This is a genomic window from Klebsiella sp. 1SOBk10mer, from assembly GCF_046602535.1.
Taxonomy (GTDB): domain Bacteria; phylum Pseudomonadota; class Gammaproteobacteria; order Enterobacterales; family Enterobacteriaceae; genus Klebsiella; species Klebsiella quasipneumoniae.
In genome coordinates this window covers 1-19368 of the sequence record NZ_JBKIUP010000023.1, presented here as the reverse complement: position 1 = coordinate 19368, position 19368 = coordinate 1, and the positions used below count along the sequence as shown (strand labels likewise).

The window sequence follows — 19368 nt, the reverse complement described above, 5'->3', positions numbered from 1 at the left end:
GGACCAGCAGCTGGATTCGCTGAACGTCGGCGGGATGTTTGAGGCGTGGTTCTGATGCGATAGCGTTGCCGAAGGAGCGTTCCCGGCTGGCGCTACGCTTAGCCGGGCTACAACTGGCGCGCTCCATTTATGCCGGATGGCGGCTGACGCCTTATCCGGCCTACGTTCCTTCCCGCAGGCTCACACACGTAGGCCCGCGCAAGCGCAGCGCCGCCGGGCGGTCAGGCGCCGTACCCGCGGTTGCGCCGGATGGCGGCATACATGCCTTATCCGGCCTACGCTCCTGAGGAAGCCTGCGGGATCCCACCCCCAGGCCCGCGCAAGCGCAGCGCCGCCGGGCAGCTGGCCCAGGTTCCCTCAGTTCACCGTCAGGCGCAGGGCCAGATCCTGCGGATAGGGGTCAAAATAGTTCTGCGCCTTCAGGTAGCGATCCGGATACTCGGCCAGATAGTGCTTAAGCAGCGTCAGCGGCGCGAGGATCGGCAGCAGTCCGGCGCGATAGTTGAGGATAACCTCCCGCAGCTCGCCGCGCTGGCGGCTGTTCAGCTGGTCGCGGAAATAACCCTGAATATGCATCAGCACGTTGGTGTGGTTTTTCCGCGAGGCGGGCCGCTTGAGGATCGCCATCAGCTTCTCACGGTAGACCTCGAAGAAAGCCTCCAGATCCTCCCATTCATGCAGCGAGGCGACGAAGGGGCCGATCTCGCGGTAGCCCGCCTGGTGGTGAGCCAGCAGCTGCAGCTTGTAGCGGCTGTGAAAGGCCAGCAGGCCGTGGCGGGTCAGGCCGCGGGCGCGCAGGGCGTTGAGTTCATGCAGGGCGAAAACGCGCTCGACAAAGTTCTCCCGCAGCAGCGGATCGTGCAGCCGGCCATCCTCTTCCACCGGCAGCCACGGGTAGCGCGCCATCAGGGCGCCGGTAAACAGCCCCACGCCTTCCTTACGCCCGCGATTGCCTTTTTCGTCATACAGCCGCACGCGCTCCATCCCGCAGCTCGGCGATTTGGCGCAGACGATAAAGCCCGACAGCTCGCCCAGAGTTGCCAGATGGGCGTTGGCAAAATCGGCCATCTTCTCCGTCACATCCTCGTGCGGGGCGTGGCTGAAGCGCATGCGGATCTCCCCGACCGGAGTCTGCACCAGGCGGAGCGCCGGGCGGGGTACGGGCAGGCCGATCGCCATCTCCGGGCAGACGGGCTTAAACGCCACCCACTGCGCGAGCTCATCCATCACAAAGCCCATACGCTTATGCCCGCCGTCGAATCGCACGGCTGAGCCGGTTAAACATCCGCTGATCCCAATGACAGGTTGCGTGTTCATGGCGCTGTCCTCTCTTCTGCTGTGGTTCGGGTAAAGAAAAGGGTCACGGTGGCGACCGTAATGCCGAATTTCTTCATCTCGGTTTTGTTAAACAAATGGCTGCCGTCCTGCAGGTACATCCAGTCGTCAAAGTGCAGCAGCCACCGGCTGCCGCTGGCCTCGACGTTCATGCTGTAGCGCCAGTGAAAGGCATTGCCTGCCGCCTGGCCGCTGGCCACGCCTTCGATATCCCCGGCGGTACCCTGATAACGGTTATCGCCGGTGCGGCGAATGCGCCACACCCGCTGCTGCTTCTCGCCATCGTCATAGACAAAGCGCTCATGGAGCGTCAGGGTGTCGCCGACGACGTCGCCATCGATCTCAACATGGAAGCGGCGCAGCTGCTTGCCGTTGCGATCCTGCACCATCCCCCACGCCTCGGTTCGGCCCTGAAAATAGTGAAAGATGTCGAGGGCGGGCTGCTGCTGCCGGTATTCGGTGACCTCGGTACTGCAGCCGGCGAGCATCAGCATCAGCATCAGCAGCGCCAGGCCAAGGGTCAGAATGCGTTTCATGGTGTACCTCCGATCAACTGCTGACGCAGTTCGGGATAAGTGGTGCGTGGATCGAGCCAGATGGCGAGAAAGCGGGTGCTGAACGCCGCCGACTGGCGCGGGCCGAGCGGGGTAAAGGCGGTCTGTGCGGCGCTGGCGCGGTACCAGAACTGCCCCTCGCCGCCGCGGACCACGAACGCCAGCTGGCTGCCCGGCGCGACGTTGGGCCAGAGCCCCTGCAGCATGCGCAGCCAGGCTTCGCTGCGCGGCTCCTGCTGCAGAATACCCTGCGCCTGCCACTGGTCGCGGGTGGCGTCCACCAGCGCCTCGCGATCGATGTCGCGCTGGTAGGTGATGATCAGCGCCCGATCCTGCTGCGGGCCGTCATACCGACCATTGGGCGTGCGCAGCTGTGAGTGATAGACGGTGAACGGCCCCCAGGTGAGGGTTGCCTCGCCGACGCGGCGCCACGCCAGCCAGTCGGCGGCGTGGGCCGCCGGGGCGAGGGCGGTCAGCCATAGTAGTAACAGGGCGAATCTCATTTTTGCCTCCCCATCCCCAGATGGAACAGCAGCATGATCACCAGCCAGCCGCAGGCCATGGCGGCCACGGCAAGCGCCGTCGGCACCAGCAGGGTCATGGCTCCGAGGCGAGCGCCGATCAGGTAGGCCACCGGGCCGCCGAGGGTCGCCGCCGTAGCCAGCACCCAGCCGGGAAGCGTCGCGGCGCGGGTCAGTCGGGTCCAGACGACGGCGAACATCAGCCACAGGGCCACCATCCACAGGGGCAGCAGGCTGTCGCCGGGAAAATCAATCAGTCCCGCCAGCGCCCAGCAGGCGTCCAGCCCGCAGCCCGCCGCGGCCAGCAGCAGGGCGGGCGGACGACTGGTCGCCGGCAACCGCAGCCAGGCGAAGATGGCCAGCGTCAGCCAGATCAGCAGGCCGCGCTCGCGCAACATCACCACCAGCGTCCAGTAAACATCGAACGCGATGGCCATCAGCAAGTGCTGCGCCGGGCGTGTCATACCCGCTCCGCGGTGAGCTGCACCACGCTGATGGTGCGGGCGTTAAATCCGGCTTCGCAATAGCCGAAGTAGTAGAGCCACATCCGGCGGAAGCGCTCATCGAAGCCGAGCTTTTCAATATCCTGCCAGGCGTGGGTAAAACGCTGCCGCCAGTGCGCCAGCGTGCGGGCATAGTCCGGGCCCATGTCGAACAGGTTGCGCACCACAAAATCGGTATGGCGGGTCATCAGCTCGCTCATTGCCGTGATGCTGGGCAAAAAGCCGCCCGGGAAGATGTAGCGCTGGATAAAATCGACGCTTTTGCTGTAGTCGCGATAGCGCTGATCCTGAATGGTGATCGCCTGCAGGGCCATTTTACCGCCCGGGCGCAGGCGCGCCTGACAGGTGCGGAAGAAGGCCGGGAGGTAGCGCTGGCCCACCGCCTCAATCATCTCCACCGACACCAGTTTGTCGTACTCGCCGCGCAGATCGCGGTAGTCGCAGAGCAGCACCTCGACGCGATCCTGCAGCCCGGCGCGGGCCATGCGCTCGGTAGCCCAGCGGTGCTGCTCCCGGGAAAGGGTGGTAGTCGTGACCCGGCAACCGTAATGGCGGGCGGCGTATTCGGCCAGCGCCCCCCAGCCGGTGCCAATCTCCAGCAGATGATCGCCGGGGTTGAGCGCCAGCTGGTCGCACAGACGCGCCATCTTGGCCCGCTGGGCCTGGGTCAGATCCTGCTCGTCGTCGGTAAACAGCGCGCTGGAGTAGAGCAGGTCGTCATCCAGAAAGTGGGCATAAAATTCGTTGCCGAGGTCGTAATGGGCGGCAATGTTCTCCCGCGCCTGGGCGCGGGTGTTGCGTCGAGTCCAGTGGCGCAGGCGGGCGACAGGCTTACCCAGCAGACGAAAGCCGCGCTCCAGACGCCCCAGCACCTCGCCGTTGCGCGCGAGGATCTGCAACAGCGCCGTCAGCTGGTGGCTCTCCCAGTCGCCGTCCATCCAGGCCTCGGCCGCCGCGAGACTGCCGCCGGTCAGCAAACGCCAGTACACCTCCGGCGTGCAGACCCGCGCCTCAGCGCGCAGCGCGGCGGCGGGGTCGCCAAAATGAAAAGTCTGCGCCCCTTCGCGCACGGTGAGCGAGCCTTCGCGGAGGCCGCTCAACAGACGAAAGAGCAGCCAGCGCGCGAGCCGCACGTTGCGCGGCACATCGGGTTCAAGCGCAAAGACGGGATCGGTCATGAGCGTTCACTCCTGCTGACAGGATGGTTGTACAGCGGCACGCGCTTCAGCCACAGCCGCAGCGCCTGCCAGTAGATGGCGAGGACGGTTTTCAGGGTCATCATCGGCAGACGCTGCAGCAGCCCGCGCAGGTTGGCGCGGGTTAACGGCACGCGGCTCAGGGCCAGCGTGGCGTCGAACACCTTGCTGGCCTGATGGTTTTCAATGTGCATGTGCAGCGTTTTGCCCGGCGCGTTGAAGCGCCAGTGATAGACCATGTCCATCGGGTTAAACGGCGAAACGTGAAAGGCTTTCTCCAGCGGGCGCGCCTGCTGGCCGTCCACCGCGTAGTAATGACGCTCATTCCATGGCGTGTTGCGCACTTCGGCCAGCACCCAGCGCAGGGTGTCGGCCTCGTCATAGCAGTAGTAAAAGTTGACCGGATTAAAATGGAAGCCGAAGTAGCGCAGCTGGGTCAGGAGCATCACGCGGCCCGCCGGGCGGCAGCCGGTCAGGCTCTCCAGCCGGTTCAGCACCTGAGCCTTCAGCGGCGCGCCCAGCGGATAATCGGCGTCGTACCAGGCGGCGGCGGCCAGGCGGTTGCGGCGGATGCCCGCCTCAGGCAGCCTGTCCAGTTCGTCGAGGTCAAGCCAGGCCATAAACAGGCGGTAGACGAAGTGGTGCGCCTTCGGCTGCAGGCGACGGTGGCGCAGGACGCCCTGATAGAGGCAGCTGTTCATTTCAGTTGTCCTCCGCCGCGGCGATGCCCTGCACCACGTCGAGCGCACTGCGCACCCCGTCCTCATGAAAGCCGTTGTACCAGTAGGCCCCGCAGTACCAGCTCCGCTGCTGGCCGTTAATCTCTTCGCGCCGCAGCTGGGCCGACCAGCTTTGCGGGTTAAACAGCGGATGCTCATAGACGAAGCGCTGCCAGACATAGCGATCGTCCACTGGCGCGTCCGGGTTCAGAGTGACGCAGAACAGGGGGGCGCCCGCAGGCAGCCCCTGGAGAATATTCATGTTGTAGGTGACGCAGGCCCGGGCCAAATCCCCGTCGCTCAGGCGATAGTTCCAGCTGGCCCAGGCGCGCTGGCGCTCCGGCAGCCAGCGCGGATCGCTGTGCAGCACCACCTCGTTGCGCTGCCAGCCGATATCCCCCAGCACTTCACGCTCGGCGTCGGTGGGCGCCGCCAGCATCGCCAGCGCCTGCGCGGAGTGGCAGGCGAAGATCACCTGGTCAAAATGCGCCTCCCCGGACGCCAGCCGCAGGATAACTCCCGCCGGGTGGCGCTCCACCTGCTGCACCGGCGCGTTGAGCCGCAGGTTCAGGCGATCGCCGAGCCTGGCGAGCAGGGCGCGGACGTATTCCCGGGAACCGCCGGGCACCACGTACCATTGCGGACGATCGCGAATATCCAGCAGACCGTGGTTTTCAAAGAAGCGCAAAAACAGCGGTAGCGGGAAGCGGCGCATCTCCTGCAGCGACGACGACCAGATGGCCGCCCCCATCGGCAGGATATAGTGGCGGGCGAAGAAGGGGCTAAAACGGTGGCGGGAGAGGAAGTTCTCCAGCGTCGCGCCCGGATCCAGCGCCTCGGTCAGCGCCAGTTTTGCCAGTCGGTTGAAGCGGACGATCTCGCTCAGCAGCCCCCAGAAGGCCGGCTTCAGCAGATTGCGTCGCTGGGCGAAGAGCGAGGTCAGGCTGTGGCCGTTGTACTCCAGGCCGCTGGCCGGGTTGTGGACCGAGAAGCTCATCTGCGTTTTTTGCCCGTCGATCCCCAGCTCGCTGAGCAGGCCCATAAAGCGCGGATAGGTGCGATCGTTGTAGACGATAAATCCGGTATCGATGGCCCAGGTGCCCTGCGGCGTGGTGACATCCACGGTGGCGGTGTGGCCGCCCGGCGTGGCGCCCGCTTCGAACAGCGTCACCTGATGGTGTCCGGCCAGCCGCCAGGCGCAGGTCAGCCCGGCGATGCCGCTGCCGATGATGGCGATGTTCATGAGCGCACCATCCTGCGCAACAGCAGGCGCTGCATACCTGACGGCAGGCTGGCCAGCAGCCGCAGGGCCAGGCTGAAACCGGTGGGGAAGGCGATGTGGTTTTTTCCCTTCGCCAGGCCGTGGCGGATCGCCGCCACCGCCCGATCCACGCTCACCCGGCCGGGCATGGCAAAGTCGTTTTTGCGCGTCAGCGGGGTGTCGACGAAGCCTGGAGAGACCACCGTGACGGCGACCCCTTTCGGCTCCCAGTCAAGACGCAGGCTGTTGGCAAACCAGGTCAGCGCCGCCTTGGAGGCGCCATAGGCTTCCGCGCGCGGGAAGGGCAGCCAGTGCGCCATGGAGCTGACCAGCACCACCCGATCGCCAGCCTCCAGCTGCGTCTGCAGCGCCGCCAGGCAGTTCACCGGCCCAAGGAAGTTGGTGGCCATCACCCGCTCCACGAGGGCGGCATCCACCTGCCCGTGGTCGAGGTATTCGCAGGTGCCCGCGCAGAGAATGATCAGGTCGGCAAAACAGCCCGTCAGCGCCTGGCGACAGGCGTCCCTGTCTGTCATATCGAACAGGCGCGCGCTGATGTTGGGGCTGAACTGCTGCAGCGCCGTCAGGCGCGACGCATCGCGCCCGCAGGCGATGACCAGGTGGCCATCCGCCGCGAAGGATTTCGCCAGGCCGGCGCCAATCCCGGAGCTGGCGCCGGTGATAAGCACCGTCATCATGAGCGCACCCTCCGTTTCACGCCGCGTACCGCCCAGCCCAGCAGGGGAAGATGCTCGTAGATCATCTCCCCGGCGTCGTAGAAGTCGCGTTGATGGAGAATCTGCTCCCCGGCGATGTCCACCACCGAGCAGCCCGGCAGGGCCAGCGTTTCTCCGCCGGCAATGCGCGGATGCGACCAGTGCATGGTCCAGGTCACGGCGAACCGCTGACCGTCGCAGAGCGGCGTGTCGATGGTGAACCGGCACTGCTCCACGTTGGCCAGCAGATGGGTAAAGTAGCGCTGGATGGCGAACAGCCCCTGGTGCTGACCAAAAGGATCGCTCAGCGTCGCGTCCGGATGGTACAGCGCGGCCAGCGCCGAGGGCGGCTGCGCATCCAGCCCGGCGTAGTACTCAACGAAACGACGAATCACGGACGGCGAGGTGCTCATGGATCACATCCTGGCTAAACACGGTGGCGTAATGGCATACTTAAAACTTACACAAATAAAATTATTTGTCCAAGTTTGTGGAAAAATATATTTTATTTGTGTTAAAAATCATTTGGTTATGATTGGTGTTTTAAAGGGTGAAAATCACTCGTGGCGCAAAGGGCAAGCGTGCGCCCGCCGCGCCACCGGGCGCTGGCGGAACAGAGCGTGGAGGTAAGTGAAAACAGGGGGTTAGAGCGGGATCACCTCGAGGGAGACGACCTGCTGCTGCCAGAGTTCGATCTGCCTCTGACGAGCGGCGGAGAGTTTACCGCTGGTGACCAGCAGCCAGCTGCGCTGGGGAAAAATCTCCGGCGCCAGGGCGGCGGGAGGCACCGGCAGGACGTCGATGCGATGACCCTGGCCGGTACGCTTGAGCGCCTCAAGCCAGATTTCGCAGGCGTCGGTCAGGTGCCAGCCGGTGATCAGAAAGTTATCCCCGGGCGCCTTTTTATCGCCTTCGAGGCAAAACGAGGTGTAGGCGATGATGATGCCGTCGAGGATTTCGCGCAGGGTCATGATGGCCGGTACGTTGGCGGAGACCTGGCTGCGCAGCGGACGCAGCACCTCGGTCACCAGCTCCTGACGCGGATATTCGCGCCCGGCATCGTAGATAAGTTGGCGCAGGGACTCGATTTTTCCCTCTTTCAGCCGCTGCAGCATGGTCTCCTGCAGCGTCAGCCAGTTGTTGGTGCGCCGCGCGCCGGGGCGCGACAGCAGGGGCTTCACCTGGCTAACCGGCACCCCTTTTTTCACCCAGTCGAGGATCTTGAGCGCCTGCTGGACGTCGTCATCGCTGTACAGACGGTGTCCACCATCGGTACGCAGCGGCTTAAGCAGGCCGTAGCGGCGCTGCCAGGCGCGAAGCGTGGTCGCATTTATCCCGCAAAGTCGGGCAAATTCGCCGATGGAGTAAGGCATGGAGGCCACCTGTTAACAAAGAATATTCTCAATATACTACGAATCACGTCGGCTGGCGTGAAGTGTAGCGGCTTTGCACTACACTTTCCCCCAACCGCGTAAATGAAAGGAGTTCTCATGAAGCTATGGCCTGTTGTCACTGGCGTCGCTATCGCGTTGACCCTCGTGGCCTGCAAATCGCCCACCCCGCCGAAGGGCGTACAGCCGATTAGCGGGTTTGACGCCAGTCGTTACCTCGGAAAATGGTATGAGGTCGCTCGCCTGGAGAATCGCTTCGAGCGAGGCCTGGAGCAGGTGACCGCCACCTACGGCGCCCGCAGCGACGGGGGGATCAGCGTCGTCAATCGCGGTTATGACCCGGTTAAAAAACGCTGGAATGAGAGCGACGGGAAAGCCTATTTCACCGGCGCCCCCACCACCGCGGCGCTGAAGGTGTCGTTCTTCGGGCCATTCTACGGCGGCTATAACGTTATCCGTCTGGACGACGACTACCAGTACGCGCTGGTCAGCGGCCCCAACCGCGACTATCTGTGGATCCTGTCGCGCACCCCCACCATTCCGGCGGCGGTGAAGCAGGATTACCTGAATACCGCGCGCGAGCTGGGCTTTGACGTCGATCGCCTGGTGTGGATCCGCCAGACGCCGCGCTAGCCTCGCCCTTAGCGGCTGAGCAGGTGAGCATAAACCACGTACAGCCCGGCCAGCGCCGCCACGTTCAGCGCCACGCTGATGAAAAACCACGTCCGGAAGGGCTGCTTTTGCGTTTTATGACGAAAGCACTGCTGGCCGAGGATGGCCCCCGGCCAGCCTCCCACCAGGCCCAGCACCAGCAGCGTGGTTTCCGGCACCCGGCGCCAGGCTTTGCGTGCCGCCAGCTTGTCGGCGCCATAGATAAGCCATGTCAGAAGGCTGCTCAGTAAAAACCACATCGCCAGCGGGTAGGGCAGCAGGGCGCTGCCCACGGCGGTGAGCAGCAGCAGGGAATAACATACCAGGTTCAGATTCATAGGGACGTTCATGCCGGCCAGAAGAATGGCGCCACTATAGCCAATTTCCCGGACCGGCGTAAACGCGGCGGGCTATCGGCCGCGCTTGCCCCGATGCCGGAACAGCCACATCAGCTTATACGCCGCCGGAATAATAAACAGTGACAGCAGCGGGGCGGTGATCATTCCGCCAATCATCGGCGCGGCGATGCGGCTCATCACCTCCGACCCGGCGCCGGTGCCCCACAAAATCGGCAACAGGCCGGCGATAATCACCGCCACGGTCATCGCCTTCGGCCGCACGCGCAGCACCGCCCCCTGATACAGCGCCTCGTCGAGCTTCTCGACGCTGAAGGTACGCGGGTTCTCCAGCGATGGCTCGGCCTCGATGGCGTGGCGCAGGTACATCAGCATCACCACGCCAAACTCCGCGGCCACCCCGGCCAGGGCGATAAAGCCGGTGCCGGTGGCTACCGACAGATGGAATCCCATCCAGTAGAGGAACCAGATCCCGCCCACAAGGGCGAACGGCACGCTGGCGATGATCAGCAGCGCCTCGCCGACGCGGCGGAACGCCAGGTACAGCAGCACAAAGATAATCATCAGCGTCATCGGCACCATCAGCTTCAGCTTCTGATTGGCGCGCTCCAGCAGCTCGAACTGCCCGGAATACGACACGCTGATGCCCGGCTTCAGCTTCACCGCTTTGCCGATGGCCTGCTGCAGATCGTGCACCACTGACACCATGTCACGGTCGCGGGCGTCGATGTAGATCCAGCTGGTGGGGCGGGCGTTCTCGGTCTTCAGCATCGATGGCCCGCTGACCACCTTCACCTCGGCGACGTCGCTGAGGACGATCTGCTGCTTCAGCGGGGTGAGGATCGGCAGCTGGCGCAGGGTCTGCGGGCTGTCGCGATAGCTCTGCGGGTAGCGGATGTTGATTGGATAGCGCTCGACGCCCTCCACCGTTTCGCCGACCATCGCCCCGCCGATAGCGGACGAGACGAACAGCTGCACGTCGCCGACGGTCATCCCGTAGCGGGCCGCCTTCTCACGCTGAATATCAATGTCGAGGTAGCGCCCGCCCACCAGCCGCTCGGCTAATGCTGACGTGACCCCCGGCACGCTGCGCGCCACCACCTCAATTTGCCCGGCGATGGCGTCGATATCGGCCAGGTTAGTGCCGGAAACCTTAATGCCAATCGGGCTCTTGATGCCGGTGGAGAGCATGTCGATGCGGTTGCGGATCGGCGGCACCCACAGGTTCGCCAGCCCCGGCAGGCGCACGGTCTTGTCCAGTTCGTCGACGATCTTCTCCATGGTCATCCCCGGCCGCCACTGATCCTGCGGCTTGAGCTGAATGGTGGTCTCTACCATCTCCAGCGGCGCGGAGTCGGTAGCGGTGTCTGCCTTACCCGTTTTGCCGAACACCCGCGCCACCTCCGGCACCGTCATGATCAGCTTGTCGGTCTTCTGCAGCATATCCGCCGCCTGCGAGGCGGAGATCCCCGGCAGCGTTGACGGCATATACAGCAGATCGCCCTCGTTGATCTGCGGCAGAAACTCACCGCCGACCCGGTTAAGCGGCCAGACAACCGTCAGGATCAACAGGAGCGCGATCAGCAGGGTGGTCTTCGGCCAGTGCAGCACCTTCAGCAGCAGCGGGTGATAAATGCGGATCAAAAAGCGGTTCAGTGGGTTGCTGCTCTCCGCCGGGATCCTGCCGCGGATCCAGAAGCCCATCAGGATCGGGATCACCATGATCGCCAGCAGCGCCGCCCCGGCCATCGACCAGGTTTTGGTGAAGGCCAGCGGGCCGAACAGTTTGCCCTCCTGGCCTTCGAGGGTGAAAATGGGGATAAACGACAGGGTGATGATCAGCAGGCTGATAAACAGCGCCGGGCCAACCTCCATCGAGGCGTCGGTAATGATTTTCCAGCGCCTGTCGTTGCCGAGCTTCTCTCCCGGATGCTGATGCGCCCACTCCTCCAGCCGCTTGTGGGCGTTCTCAATCATCACGATGGCGGCATCGACCATCGCCCCCACCGCAATGGCGATCCCGCCCAGCGACATGATGTTGGCGTTGAGTCCCTGGAAATGCATCATGATAAAGGCGAAGCACAGGCCGAGCGGCAGGGAGATAATCGCCACCAGCGCCGAGCGCACGTGCCACAGGAACAGGGCGCAGACCAGGGCGACGACGATAAACTCTTCCAGCAGTTTGTGGCTGAGGTTGTCGATGGCGCGGTCGATAAGCTGGCTGCGGTCGTAGGTGGTGACGACTTCAACCCCTTCCGGCAGGCTGCTTTGCAGCGACGCCAGTTTTTCTTTGACCGCCGAGATCGCTTCCCGGGCGTTCTTGCCGGAGCGCAGGATCACCACCCCGCCGGCCACTTCGCCTTCGCCGTTCAGTTCGGCGATACCGCGGCGCATCTCCGGGCCGACCTGTACCCGCGCGACGTCGCCGAGATACACCGGCACGCCGTTGTCACCGGTTTTCAGCACAATGTTTTTGAAGTCGTCGAGGGTCTGCAGATAGCCGCTGGCGCGCACCATATATTCGGCTTCCGCCAGTTCGACCGAAGAGCCGCCCGCCTCCTGATTAGAGGCGTCCAGCGCCGATTTCACCTCGCCGAGGCTGATGCCGTACTGGGTCAGCTTCATCGGGTCGACGACAATCTGGTACTCCTTGACCACGCCGCCCACCGACGCCACTTCTGAGACGTTAGGAATGGTTTTCAGCTCGTATTTTAAGAACCAGTCCTGCAGGGAGCGCAGTTCGGCGAGATCGTGCTTGCCGCTGCGGTCGACCAGCGCGTACTCGAAGACCCAGCCGACGCCGGTGGCATCCGGGCCCATTTCGGCGCTCACCCCGGCGGGCAGTTTGCCCTGTACCTGGTTGAGATACTCCAGCACCCGCGAGCGCGCCCAGTAAGGATCGGTGCCGTCTTCAAAAATCACATACACATAAGAGTCGCCGAACTGCGAGAAGCCGCGCACCGTTCTGGCGCCGGGCACCGACAGCATGGTGGTGGTTAGCGGCCAGGTGACCTGGTTTTCGACGATCTGCGGCGCCTGTCCCGGGTAGCTGGTTTTGACAATCACCTGTACGTCGGAGAGATCCGGCAGGGCGTCCACCGGCGTATGGACGATGGTCCAGGTCCCCCAGAGGCTGAGAAACAGCGCGCCCATCATCACCAGGAAGCGATTGGCCACCGAGCGGCGGATAATCCATTCAATCATGGTTCCTTTCCTCAGTGCGCGTGGGCGGCAGGGGCAACGGCATCCGGGGCCTGCGCGCGCATGCGCTCCAGCGCGCCGGCGATATTGGCCTCCGAGTCGATCAGGAACAGGCCGCTGGCGACCACTTTCTCGCCCTCCTGCAGCCCGCTGCGAATGGCCGTGACGCCATTGGATTCATGGAAGACCTGGACCCGCTTCGGCACGAAGCGGCCCTCGTTATCCACGGTGATTACCCGCTGCTCGCTGCCGCTGTCGATCAGCGCTTTGGAGGGGATCAGCAGCATCGGTTCGCTTTCACTGGTCAGCTGCAGATAGGCGTTCATCCCCGGCTTCAGCGCTTCATCCGGGTTGTTGACCTGCAGGCGCAGCTGCAGGGTGCGGGTGGCGCTATCGACGCTGGGGAGGATCGTCCATTTGCTGATGCGGAAGGTTTTGTCCGGCCAGGCGGGAACCTGAATGGCGAACTGCGAGGCGTCTTTGATCAGCCAGGCGATGGACTCGGGGACCGCCACGCTAACCCACACCGGGTCCATGCCCTGAATTTTCGCCACCACATTATCTTTGGCGATATTCATTCCGGCACGCAGATCGAAGGCGGTGATCACCCCGTCGATGGGCGCCTTGAGGGTGAAACGGGTCTGGATCTTGCGCGTGGTTTTCAGGCGGCGGATATCGTCGTCCGGCATTCCGGCGAGGCGTAGACGCTCGAGGATCCCCTCGACCTGGGTGGCGGTGCCGCCGGTCTCCTGCAATAGCAGGTATTCGCTCTGCGCTTCCACCCAGTCCGGGATGGTCAGTTCCAGCAGCGGCGTACCTTGTTGCACTTTGTCGCCGACGGTCAGGGGATAGACTTTATTAATAAAGCCCGCCGCCCGCGCCTGCATAATCACGTACTGGTACTCGTTGTAGCTGATGTTGGCCGGGAAGGTCTGGGCGTAGCGCAGCGGCCCGCGGGTGACGGCGGCGGTTTTCACGCCAAGATTCTGGGTCTGCGTCGGGTCGATACGCACCCCCGGCGCCCCGGCGGCGGCACTCTCCTCATCGGCGTATTTCGGCACCAGGTCCATATCCATAAACGGCGATTTACCCGGTTTATCAAAGCGGGTGTTCGGGTACATCGGATCGTACCAGAACAGCACTTTACGTTGCTGCTCGGCCGTCGGGGCGGCTGCGGCAGCGTCGTGGGGCGCCGCAGTCCGGGTATACAGCGCTGCGGTGAGCGCGCCGCCGATCGCCATGCTGCCGAGGATCAGCGCCGTGTTTTTCAGTGTCAGGGATGCCATGTGTTGTCCATTCCGTCGTTGAGAGGCTTGCCGTCGCCGGGCCATTAGTGGGCGCGAATATCCTGCAGCAGCGACAGGTTGCCCTGCTGAACGAAGGTGAAGTCCACGCTGTCGCCGTCCTTCACATTGTTGAGCTGGGTCTGCGGGGTGATGGTGAAGCGCATGGTCATCGGCGGCCAGTTCACCGCCGGGATGGCTTCGTGGGCGATGGTGATTTTTTTGCTATCCATATCAATGGCTTTAATGACCCCTTTGCCGCTGATGCTTTGCGTCTGCGCGGCGGCGGGCTGTTCGTGCATCGCCATGCCGGCGTGCGGGTCGGCGGCCTGGACGGCGAACACCGCGCCAGAAATCAGAGTGAACAGGGCGACTTTAGACAGTGAATTCATGATCGGGACTCCTTGGGTTATTCCATCCAGCCGCCGCCGAGGGCGGTGAACAGGGTGATTTCATTTGCCTGACGGGAATAGTTGAGTTCCAGCAGGGTTTGTCGGGTGGTGAAAATATCGCGCTGGGCGCTCAGCACTTCGATGTAGCTGACCGCGCCGTGGCGATAGAGCGCGGTGGCGCGCTGCAGGGTGATATTCAGCGACGCGAGATAGCGCTCCTGTGCGGCAATTTGATCGGCCAGGCTCTGGCGCAGGGCCAGCGCGTCGGCTACCTCTTTAAAGGCGGACTGGATTTTTTGCTCGTAGTTGACCACCTGCTGCTGCTGGCGGATCTCCGCCAGATCGAGGTTGGCCTGATTGCGCCCGGCGTTGAAAATCGGTATGTCGATTTTGGGGATGAAGTTCCACATCGCGCTGCCGGCGTTAAACAGGCTGGCGAGCTCGCTGCTGCTACCGGAGAGCGAGCTGGTCAGGGTGATCGACGGAAAGAAGGCCGCCCGCGCGGCGCCGATGTTGGCGTTGGCCGCCCGCAGGCTGTGTTCGGCCTCTAAAATATCCGGCCGCTGCAGCAGGATCGCTGAGGAGAGCGATGGCGGCAGGGTAACGCCTTGCAGATCGACGGCGCTGCTGGCGCTATCGTCCGGCAGAGGTTGATAGCTGCCGAGCAACAGCTGCAGAGCGTTATTAGCCTGCGCCAGCTGGCCCTGCCGTCTGGCGATATCGGCGCGGGTGCTCTCGATCATCCCCCGCGCCTGCTCCAGCGCCAGCACGGTAGTGCTCCCGGTCAGCAGCTGTTTTTCAACGAACGCGTAAGACTGCTGATAGTTTTGCAGGGTATCGTTGGCCACCTGCAGCTGCGCTGCCGCCAGCCGCTGGTTGAAGTAGCTTTGTGAAACGTTAGCAATCAACAGGATATGCACTGCGCGCCGGGCCTCTTCGCTGGCGAAGAAGTTCTCCCGGTCGGCCTCGCTAAGGTTTTTCAGCCGGCCAAAGAAGTCGAGGTCATAGCTGAGATTCAGGCCGGCAGCGTAATCGTTGCTGGTGGTGGTGTCGCCTTTAAGCTTGCCGCCGTAGGTGGTGCTGCCGTCACCGTTCAATTGCGGGTAGCGGTCAGCATCGGTCACCCGATACTGGGCGCGGGCTTCCTGCACTTTCAGCGTCGCCATCCGCAGATCGCGGTTGTTGGTCAGCGCGGTGCCAATCAGGCTTTTCACCTGCGGGTCGACGAAAAAGGTGCGCCAGCCGGTCTCCTGATAGCCCGCGGTTGCGGTCACCAGCTTGTTCTGGCTGAGAGAGAACTGCTGCGGTACCGGCGCGGCGGGGCGCTGGTAGTCCGGAGCGAGCGAGACACAGCCGGTTAAGGCGAGTATCACGCTGAGGGTAAGACGCGTTATTGGGCGCATGGCGGCAGACGTTTTCGACGATTTATCCATGGCGGCTACTTTACGTAGCGGCCTCTGTTCAGGACGTGACAGGAAAATGACAAAGCTGTCATTTTCCTGATATTTCATTGCTATCCGGAGGCGCTCCTCTAAAATTGAATACCCGCACAGAACGCGCGTGAAGGAGCCTGCGGTGAAGATTTTGATTGTCGAAGATGAGAAGAAAACCGGGGAGTACCTGACCAAAGGGCTCACCGAGGCTGGCTTCGTCGTCGACCTGGCCGATAACGGCCTTAACGGCTATCACCTGGCGATGACCGGTGACTATGATCTGCTGATCCTCGACATCATGCTGCCGGACGTGAACGGCTGGGATATCGTGCGCATGCTGCGCGCCGCCGGGAAAGGCATGCCGATCCTGCTGCTTACCGCGTTGGGCACCATTGAGCATCGGGTGAAGGGGCTGGAGCTGGGCGCCGACGACTATCTGGTGAAGCCGTTCGCCTTTGCGGAACTGCTGGCGCGGGTGCGGACGCTGCTGCGCCGCGGAGCGGCGGTTATTGTCGAAAGCCAGTTTCAGGCGGCGGATCTCAGCGTCGATCTGGTCAGCCGTAAGGTGACGCGCGGCGCCACCCGCATCACCCTGACCAGCAAGGAGTTCACTCTGCTGGAGTTCTTCCTGCGCCATCAGGGCGAGGTGCTGCCGCGTTCGCTGATTGCCTCGCAGGTGTGGGATATGAATTTTGACAGCGATACCAACGCGATAGATGTGGCGGTGAAGCGGCTGCGCGCCAAAATCGATAACGACTTCGAGCCGAAGCTGATCCAGACCGTGCGCGGCGTCGGCTATATGCTTGAGGTGCCGGATGGCCGCTAAGCGCCCCTTTTCCCTGGCCACCCGGCTGAGTTTCTTTATTAGCCTCGCCACCATCATCGCCTTTTTTGCCTTCACCTGGATCATGATCCATTCGGTGAAGGCCCACTTTGAAGAGCGCGATGTTCACGATCTCAGGCAGCTCAGCACCACCCTGGAGACGGTCCTCGACCACGCTGACTACCCGCAGGCGCGGCGGCTGGAGATCGTGAAGAATATCATTGCGGGTTACGCCAACGTCTTTATCTGCCTGGACGATGGGCAGGGCAATATTCTGTTCCAGTCGCCCAACGGGCCGGATCTCAGCCATATGCTGAGTACGCCAGGCCTGGCGATGCAGCTGCGCGACGGGAATGTGATTTCATGGACCGACCCGCAGCCGCGGGCAATGGCGCACGATAAACATCAATTGGAGACCCGCGCCTGGCGGCTGATCATGCTGCCGCTGGGCAAGCAGGCGGACGGCAAACCGGCGTACCATCTGCTGATGGCCTTATCCATCGATTTTCACCTGCACTATATTAATGAGCTGAAAGCGAAGCTGATTTCCGCCGCGTCGATAATCAGCCTGCTGATCATCGCCATCGTGCTGTTTGTGGTCTATCAGGGACATAAACCGATCCGCCAGATCAGCCGGCAGATCCAGAATATTACCTCGCGGGATCTCGACGTGCGCCTCGACCCGCAGGCGGTGCCTATCGAACTGGAGCGGCTCGCGCTGTCCTTTAACCACATGCTGGAGCGGATGGAGGATGTCTTTACCCGTCAGTCGAACTTCTCCGCCGATATCGCCCATGAGATCCGCACGCCGATCACCAACCTGGTGACGCAAACCGAAATCGCCTTAAGCCAGAGCCGCAGCCAGCAGGAGCTGGAAGAGGTGCTCTACTCCAATCTCGAAGAGTTCTCGCGTATGTCGCGGATGGTCAGCGATATGCTGTTCCTCGCCCAGGCCGATAACAACCAGCTGATCCCCGAACAGCGGGAACTGGATCTGGCTGAGGAAGTGCATAAGGTGTTTGAGTTTTTCGAGGCGTGGGCGGAAGAGAAGGCGGTGGCGCTGTGCTTTGTCGGCAGCCCCTGCCGGGTGATTGGCGATCCGCTGATGCTGCGGCGGGCGATCAGCAATCTGCTGTCGAACGCGATCCGCTACACCCCGGCTGGCCAGGCGGTGACGATCGCGCTGAGCGAAAGCGCGGAGACGGTCCGCCTGGTGGTGGAGAATCCCGGTACGCCGATTGCCGCCGAACATCTGCCGCGGCTGTTTGACCGTTTCTATCGCGTCGACCCCTCGCGCCAGCGCAAAGGGGAGGGCAGCGGCATCGGCCTGGCGATAGTGAAATCCATCGTCAGCGCACACCACGGCAGCGTGGCTGCGCAGTCCGATCTGCGCTCGACGCGGTTTATTGTAGTGTTGCCGAAACAGGTGTAATAACGGCTGAAAGCCAGCGGGCAGCGCCAGGCGGCTGCTCGCAGTATCGCGACTCTCTTACTCTTCGAAGTACCAGTAGCCCTGATTAATCAGCCGCGTCAGTTCGCTCACGAACGCCGGATTCTGCAGGCCGCTGCCGAGCTCTTCCTGACCTAATGAGGTATAGCGGCACAGCGCATCCAGCGCTTCGGCATCGGTGGTGTCCAGCTGTTCGCTATGCACGAAGAAGCTGTCGCCGATATGCAGAACGCGCAGGCCGCTCAGGCGGGAGAGCTTTTCGCCGCCCAGCAGCGCATCAACCACTTCCTCTTCTTCATATGCCGGTTCCGCCGGCGCAATATCCAGCTCGTGACGCGGGGTGGTGACGAAACTGCCGAACCACTGCTTGAAGTCTTCCGGCTGGCGAATCATGTCGATCATCATGCCGCGTAGACGTTCGAGTTCATACTCTTCAACCCGGCCAGGATGCTCGCGGCAGGTGAGGTCCGGATCGATGTAGTGCTCGCCGCCAAGATCGTTCTCCAGTACATAGTCGGCGAAGCTGCTGATCAGGTCGCGGCCGTTGGGCCCGCGGAAGCCGACGGAGTAGTTCAGCGCGGTTTCGTGGGTGATCCCATCGTGCGGGAATCCCGGTGGAATATAGAGGATATCGCCTGGCTGCAGATCTTCATCAATGATCGGCGGGAACGGGTCGACGTGCAGCAGTGCCGGATGCGGGCAGAACTGACGCATCGGCAGCTTATCCCCCACGCGCCAGCGGCGGCTGCCCATGCCCTGAATAATAAAGACGTCATATTGATCGATATGCGGCCCGACGCCGCCGCCGGGGACGGAGAAGGAGATCATCAGATCGTCCAGACGCCAGTCCGGCAGTACGCGGAACGGTCGCACCAGCTCGGCGGCCGGCATATGCCAGTGGTTTACCGCCTGGGCCAGCAGCGACCAGCCGGTCTCGCCCAGGCCGTCGAAATGTTCAAAAGGTCCATTGCTGGCCTGCCATTTACCGTTGGTCAGACTGACCAGCCGGCTGTCGACTTCCGGCTCCATGGCTAATCCGGCCAGCTCGTCCGGGGTAATCGGGTCGACGAAGTCCGGAAACGCGTTTTTTAAAACCACCGGCTGCTTTTGCCAGTATTTCTCTAAAAACTCGGGCCAGTTAATGTTGAGTTGATAAGCCATCGATTATTACCAGTAAGAAGAAACGGGCCTGATTATAGGAAGGGGGGCCGCGCGGGCGCTTTGTCGTGGGTCAAGAGTGGCGCTTAATTCACCATCGGCGCGATAATGGCGTTGGGTAAGAGAGAAAAATCACTTTTTTGCCAAAAAGCGTTCTTCGCGTTAACTACGCTGCAGGCCGCATGAACACTGGGATGGCGGCTTTAATGGTAGGAAGAGGAATAAGCGAAAAGTTCAAATAATGAGCGGTCGATAAGATTTTTCTATTTTAACCCTTGCTACTTCCGGCGAACTCCCTATAATGCGCTCCCACTGACACGGCGGATGTGAATCACTTCACACAAACAGCCGGTTCGGTTGAAGAGAAAAATCCTGAAAAACGGGTTGACTCTGAAAGAGGAAAGCGTAATATACGCCACCTCGCG

At 62.5% G+C, this 19368-nt stretch carries 19 protein-coding genes; 3 read left to right on the top strand and 16 right to left on the bottom strand.

The features are described from left to right. Positions 1-357: 357 nt before the first annotated feature. From ACLH1I_RS25570 to ACLH1I_RS25525, 10 genes are all read right to left on the bottom strand, one after another. Positions 358-1317 carry a YbgA family protein gene (locus ACLH1I_RS25570; RefSeq protein WP_151628450.1) on the bottom strand — a complete coding sequence of 320 codons (960 nt, stop codon included), beginning with the start codon at positions 1315-1317 and terminating at the stop codon, positions 358-360. Then, positions 1314-1871: a DUF3833 domain-containing protein gene (locus tag ACLH1I_RS25565; protein ID WP_109882722.1), complete on the bottom strand. Its 558-nt coding sequence runs from the start codon at positions 1869-1871 to the stop codon at positions 1314-1316. Before ACLH1I_RS25565 ends, ACLH1I_RS25570 begins: the two co-directional genes overlap by 4 nt. Next, a complete protein-coding gene (locus tag ACLH1I_RS25560; protein WP_049003925.1) occupies positions 1868-2392 on the bottom strand; it encodes a hypothetical protein in 525 nt (174 codons plus the stop codon). Before ACLH1I_RS25560 ends, ACLH1I_RS25565 begins: the two co-directional genes overlap by 4 nt. Beyond that, positions 2389-2874 (bottom strand): DUF2878 domain-containing protein, encoded by a 486-nt coding sequence (locus ACLH1I_RS25555; RefSeq protein WP_151628448.1) that lies wholly within the window; start codon positions 2872-2874, stop codon positions 2389-2391. The genes ACLH1I_RS25560 and ACLH1I_RS25555 overlap by 4 nt, the downstream gene beginning before the upstream one ends. After that, positions 2871-4091: an SAM-dependent methyltransferase gene (locus ACLH1I_RS25550; protein WP_004888756.1), complete on the bottom strand. Its 1221-nt coding sequence runs from the start codon at positions 4089-4091 to the stop codon at positions 2871-2873. The genes ACLH1I_RS25555 and ACLH1I_RS25550 overlap by 4 nt, the downstream gene beginning before the upstream one ends. After that, positions 4088-4810, bottom strand: coding sequence for a DUF1365 domain-containing protein (locus tag ACLH1I_RS25545; RefSeq protein ID WP_151628447.1), 723 nt, complete (start codon positions 4808-4810; stop codon positions 4088-4090). The genes ACLH1I_RS25550 and ACLH1I_RS25545 overlap by 4 nt, the downstream gene beginning before the upstream one ends. A gap of 1 nt (position 4811) precedes the next feature. Next, positions 4812-6071 (bottom strand): NAD(P)/FAD-dependent oxidoreductase, encoded by a 1260-nt coding sequence (locus tag ACLH1I_RS25540; protein ID WP_151628446.1) that lies wholly within the window; start codon positions 6069-6071, stop codon positions 4812-4814. Beyond that, complete coding sequence (locus tag ACLH1I_RS25535) at positions 6068-6787, bottom strand: SDR family NAD(P)-dependent oxidoreductase (protein WP_017900889.1); 720 nt, start codon at positions 6785-6787, stop codon at positions 6068-6070. The genes ACLH1I_RS25540 and ACLH1I_RS25535 overlap by 4 nt, the downstream gene beginning before the upstream one ends. Next, the gene (locus tag ACLH1I_RS25530; protein WP_032456946.1) at positions 6784-7218 is read right to left on the bottom strand and encodes a nuclear transport factor 2 family protein; all 435 of its coding nucleotides are present in this window, start codon (positions 7216-7218) and stop codon (positions 6784-6786) included. Before ACLH1I_RS25530 ends, ACLH1I_RS25535 begins: the two co-directional genes overlap by 4 nt. A 231-nt stretch (positions 7219-7449) precedes the next feature. Continuing rightward, positions 7450-8178: a MerR family transcriptional regulator gene (locus tag ACLH1I_RS25525; RefSeq protein ID WP_048294101.1), complete on the bottom strand. Its 729-nt coding sequence runs from the start codon at positions 8176-8178 to the stop codon at positions 7450-7452. Positions 8179-8295: 117 nt separating this feature from the next. Here ACLH1I_RS25525 and ACLH1I_RS25520 point away from each other — a divergent pair, with 117 nt between their 5' ends. Continuing rightward, positions 8296-8829, top strand: a complete 534-nt coding sequence (locus ACLH1I_RS25520) for a lipocalin family protein (RefSeq protein ID WP_002887259.1) — start codon at positions 8296-8298, stop codon at positions 8827-8829. A gap of 8 nt (positions 8830-8837) precedes the next feature. On the opposite strand, the gene ACLH1I_RS25515 is transcribed toward ACLH1I_RS25520, so the two are convergent. The 5 genes from ACLH1I_RS25515 to ACLH1I_RS25495 all read right to left on the bottom strand — a co-directional run bounded on the left by ACLH1I_RS25515 (position 8838) and on the right by ACLH1I_RS25495 (position 15482). Continuing rightward, on the bottom strand, positions 8838-9185 hold the full coding sequence (locus ACLH1I_RS25515; RefSeq protein ID WP_151628445.1) for a DUF1294 domain-containing protein: 348 nt from the start codon (positions 9183-9185) through the stop codon (positions 8838-8840). 72 nt (positions 9186-9257) lie between these two features. Continuing rightward, positions 9258-12407: a CusA/CzcA family heavy metal efflux RND transporter gene (locus ACLH1I_RS25510; protein ID WP_151628444.1), complete on the bottom strand. Its 3150-nt coding sequence runs from the start codon at positions 12405-12407 to the stop codon at positions 9258-9260. Between the two features lie 11 nt (positions 12408-12418). Next, a complete protein-coding gene (locus tag ACLH1I_RS25505; RefSeq protein ID WP_198080270.1) occupies positions 12419-13690 on the bottom strand; it encodes an efflux RND transporter periplasmic adaptor subunit in 1272 nt (423 codons plus the stop codon). Between the two features lie 44 nt (positions 13691-13734). Continuing rightward, on the bottom strand, positions 13735-14079 hold the full coding sequence (gene cusF, locus ACLH1I_RS25500) for a cation efflux system protein CusF (protein WP_017900885.1): 345 nt from the start codon (positions 14077-14079) through the stop codon (positions 13735-13737). A gap of 17 nt (positions 14080-14096) precedes the next feature. Continuing rightward, positions 14097-15482, bottom strand: a complete 1386-nt coding sequence (locus ACLH1I_RS25495) for an efflux transporter outer membrane subunit (protein ID WP_122542885.1) — start codon at positions 15480-15482, stop codon at positions 14097-14099. 172 nt (positions 15483-15654) lie between these two features. Here ACLH1I_RS25495 and cusR point away from each other — a divergent pair, with 172 nt between their 5' ends. Beyond that, on the top strand, positions 15655-16338 hold the full coding sequence (gene cusR / locus ACLH1I_RS25490) for a copper response regulator transcription factor CusR (RefSeq protein ID WP_004206716.1): 684 nt from the start codon (positions 15655-15657) through the stop codon (positions 16336-16338). Then, complete coding sequence (locus ACLH1I_RS25485) at positions 16328-17767, top strand: Cu(+)/Ag(+) sensor histidine kinase (protein ID WP_151628442.1); 1440 nt, start codon at positions 16328-16330, stop codon at positions 17765-17767. Before cusR ends, ACLH1I_RS25485 begins: the two co-directional genes overlap by 11 nt. Before the next feature lie 57 nt (positions 17768-17824). Here the strand turns inward: ACLH1I_RS25485 and ACLH1I_RS25480 are convergent, their stop codons facing one another. Then, positions 17825-18946: a cupin domain-containing protein gene (locus ACLH1I_RS25480; protein ID WP_198080269.1), complete on the bottom strand. Its 1122-nt coding sequence runs from the start codon at positions 18944-18946 to the stop codon at positions 17825-17827. Positions 18947-19368 lie beyond the last annotated feature (422 nt).

What these genes read in the sequence shown, in the direction of transcription:
- ACLH1I_RS25570 (WP_151628450.1), bottom strand. Translation starts at nt 1,317, where the DNA reads ATGAACACGCAACCTGTCATTGGGATCAGCGGATGTTTAACCGGCTCA.
- ACLH1I_RS25565 (WP_109882722.1), bottom strand. Translation starts at nt 1,871, where the DNA reads ATGAAACGCATTCTGACCCTTGGCCTGGCGCTGCTGATGCTGATGCTG.
- ACLH1I_RS25560 (WP_049003925.1), bottom strand. Translation starts at nt 2,392, where the DNA reads ATGAGATTCGCCCTGTTACTACTATGGCTGACCGCCCTCGCCCCGGCG.
- ACLH1I_RS25555 (WP_151628448.1), bottom strand. Translation starts at nt 2,874, where the DNA reads ATGACACGCCCGGCGCAGCACTTGCTGATGGCCATCGCGTTCGATGTT.
- ACLH1I_RS25550 (WP_004888756.1), bottom strand. Translation starts at nt 4,091, where the DNA reads ATGACCGATCCCGTCTTTGCGCTTGAACCCGATGTGCCGCGCAACGTG.
- ACLH1I_RS25545 (WP_151628447.1), bottom strand. Translation starts at nt 4,810, where the DNA reads ATGAACAGCTGCCTCTATCAGGGCGTCCTGCGCCACCGTCGCCTGCAG.
- ACLH1I_RS25540 (WP_151628446.1), bottom strand. Translation starts at nt 6,071, where the DNA reads ATGAACATCGCCATCATCGGCAGCGGCATCGCCGGGCTGACCTGCGCC.
- ACLH1I_RS25535 (WP_017900889.1), bottom strand. Translation starts at nt 6,787, where the DNA reads ATGATGACGGTGCTTATCACCGGCGCCAGCTCCGGGATTGGCGCCGGC.
- ACLH1I_RS25530 (WP_032456946.1), bottom strand. Translation starts at nt 7,218, where the DNA reads ATGAGCACCTCGCCGTCCGTGATTCGTCGTTTCGTTGAGTACTACGCC.
- ACLH1I_RS25525 (WP_048294101.1), bottom strand. Translation starts at nt 8,178, where the DNA reads ATGCCTTACTCCATCGGCGAATTTGCCCGACTTTGCGGGATAAATGCG.
- ACLH1I_RS25520 (WP_002887259.1), top strand. Translation starts at nt 8,296, where the DNA reads ATGAAGCTATGGCCTGTTGTCACTGGCGTCGCTATCGCGTTGACCCTC.
- ACLH1I_RS25515 (WP_151628445.1), bottom strand. Translation starts at nt 9,185, where the DNA reads ATGAATCTGAACCTGGTATGTTATTCCCTGCTGCTGCTCACCGCCGTG.
- ACLH1I_RS25510 (WP_151628444.1), bottom strand. Translation starts at nt 12,407, where the DNA reads ATGATTGAATGGATTATCCGCCGCTCGGTGGCCAATCGCTTCCTGGTG.
- ACLH1I_RS25505 (WP_198080270.1), bottom strand. Translation starts at nt 13,690, where the DNA reads ATGGCATCCCTGACACTGAAAAACACGGCGCTGATCCTCGGCAGCATG.
- cusF (WP_017900885.1), bottom strand. Translation starts at nt 14,079, where the DNA reads ATGAATTCACTGTCTAAAGTCGCCCTGTTCACTCTGATTTCTGGCGCG.
- ACLH1I_RS25495 (WP_122542885.1), bottom strand. Translation starts at nt 15,482, where the DNA reads ATGCGCCCAATAACGCGTCTTACCCTCAGCGTGATACTCGCCTTAACC.
- ACLH1I_RS25485 (WP_151628442.1), top strand. Translation starts at nt 16,328, where the DNA reads ATGGCCGCTAAGCGCCCCTTTTCCCTGGCCACCCGGCTGAGTTTCTTT.
- ACLH1I_RS25480 (WP_198080269.1), bottom strand. Translation starts at nt 18,946, where the DNA reads ATGGCTTATCAACTCAACATTAACTGGCCCGAGTTTTTAGAGAAATAC.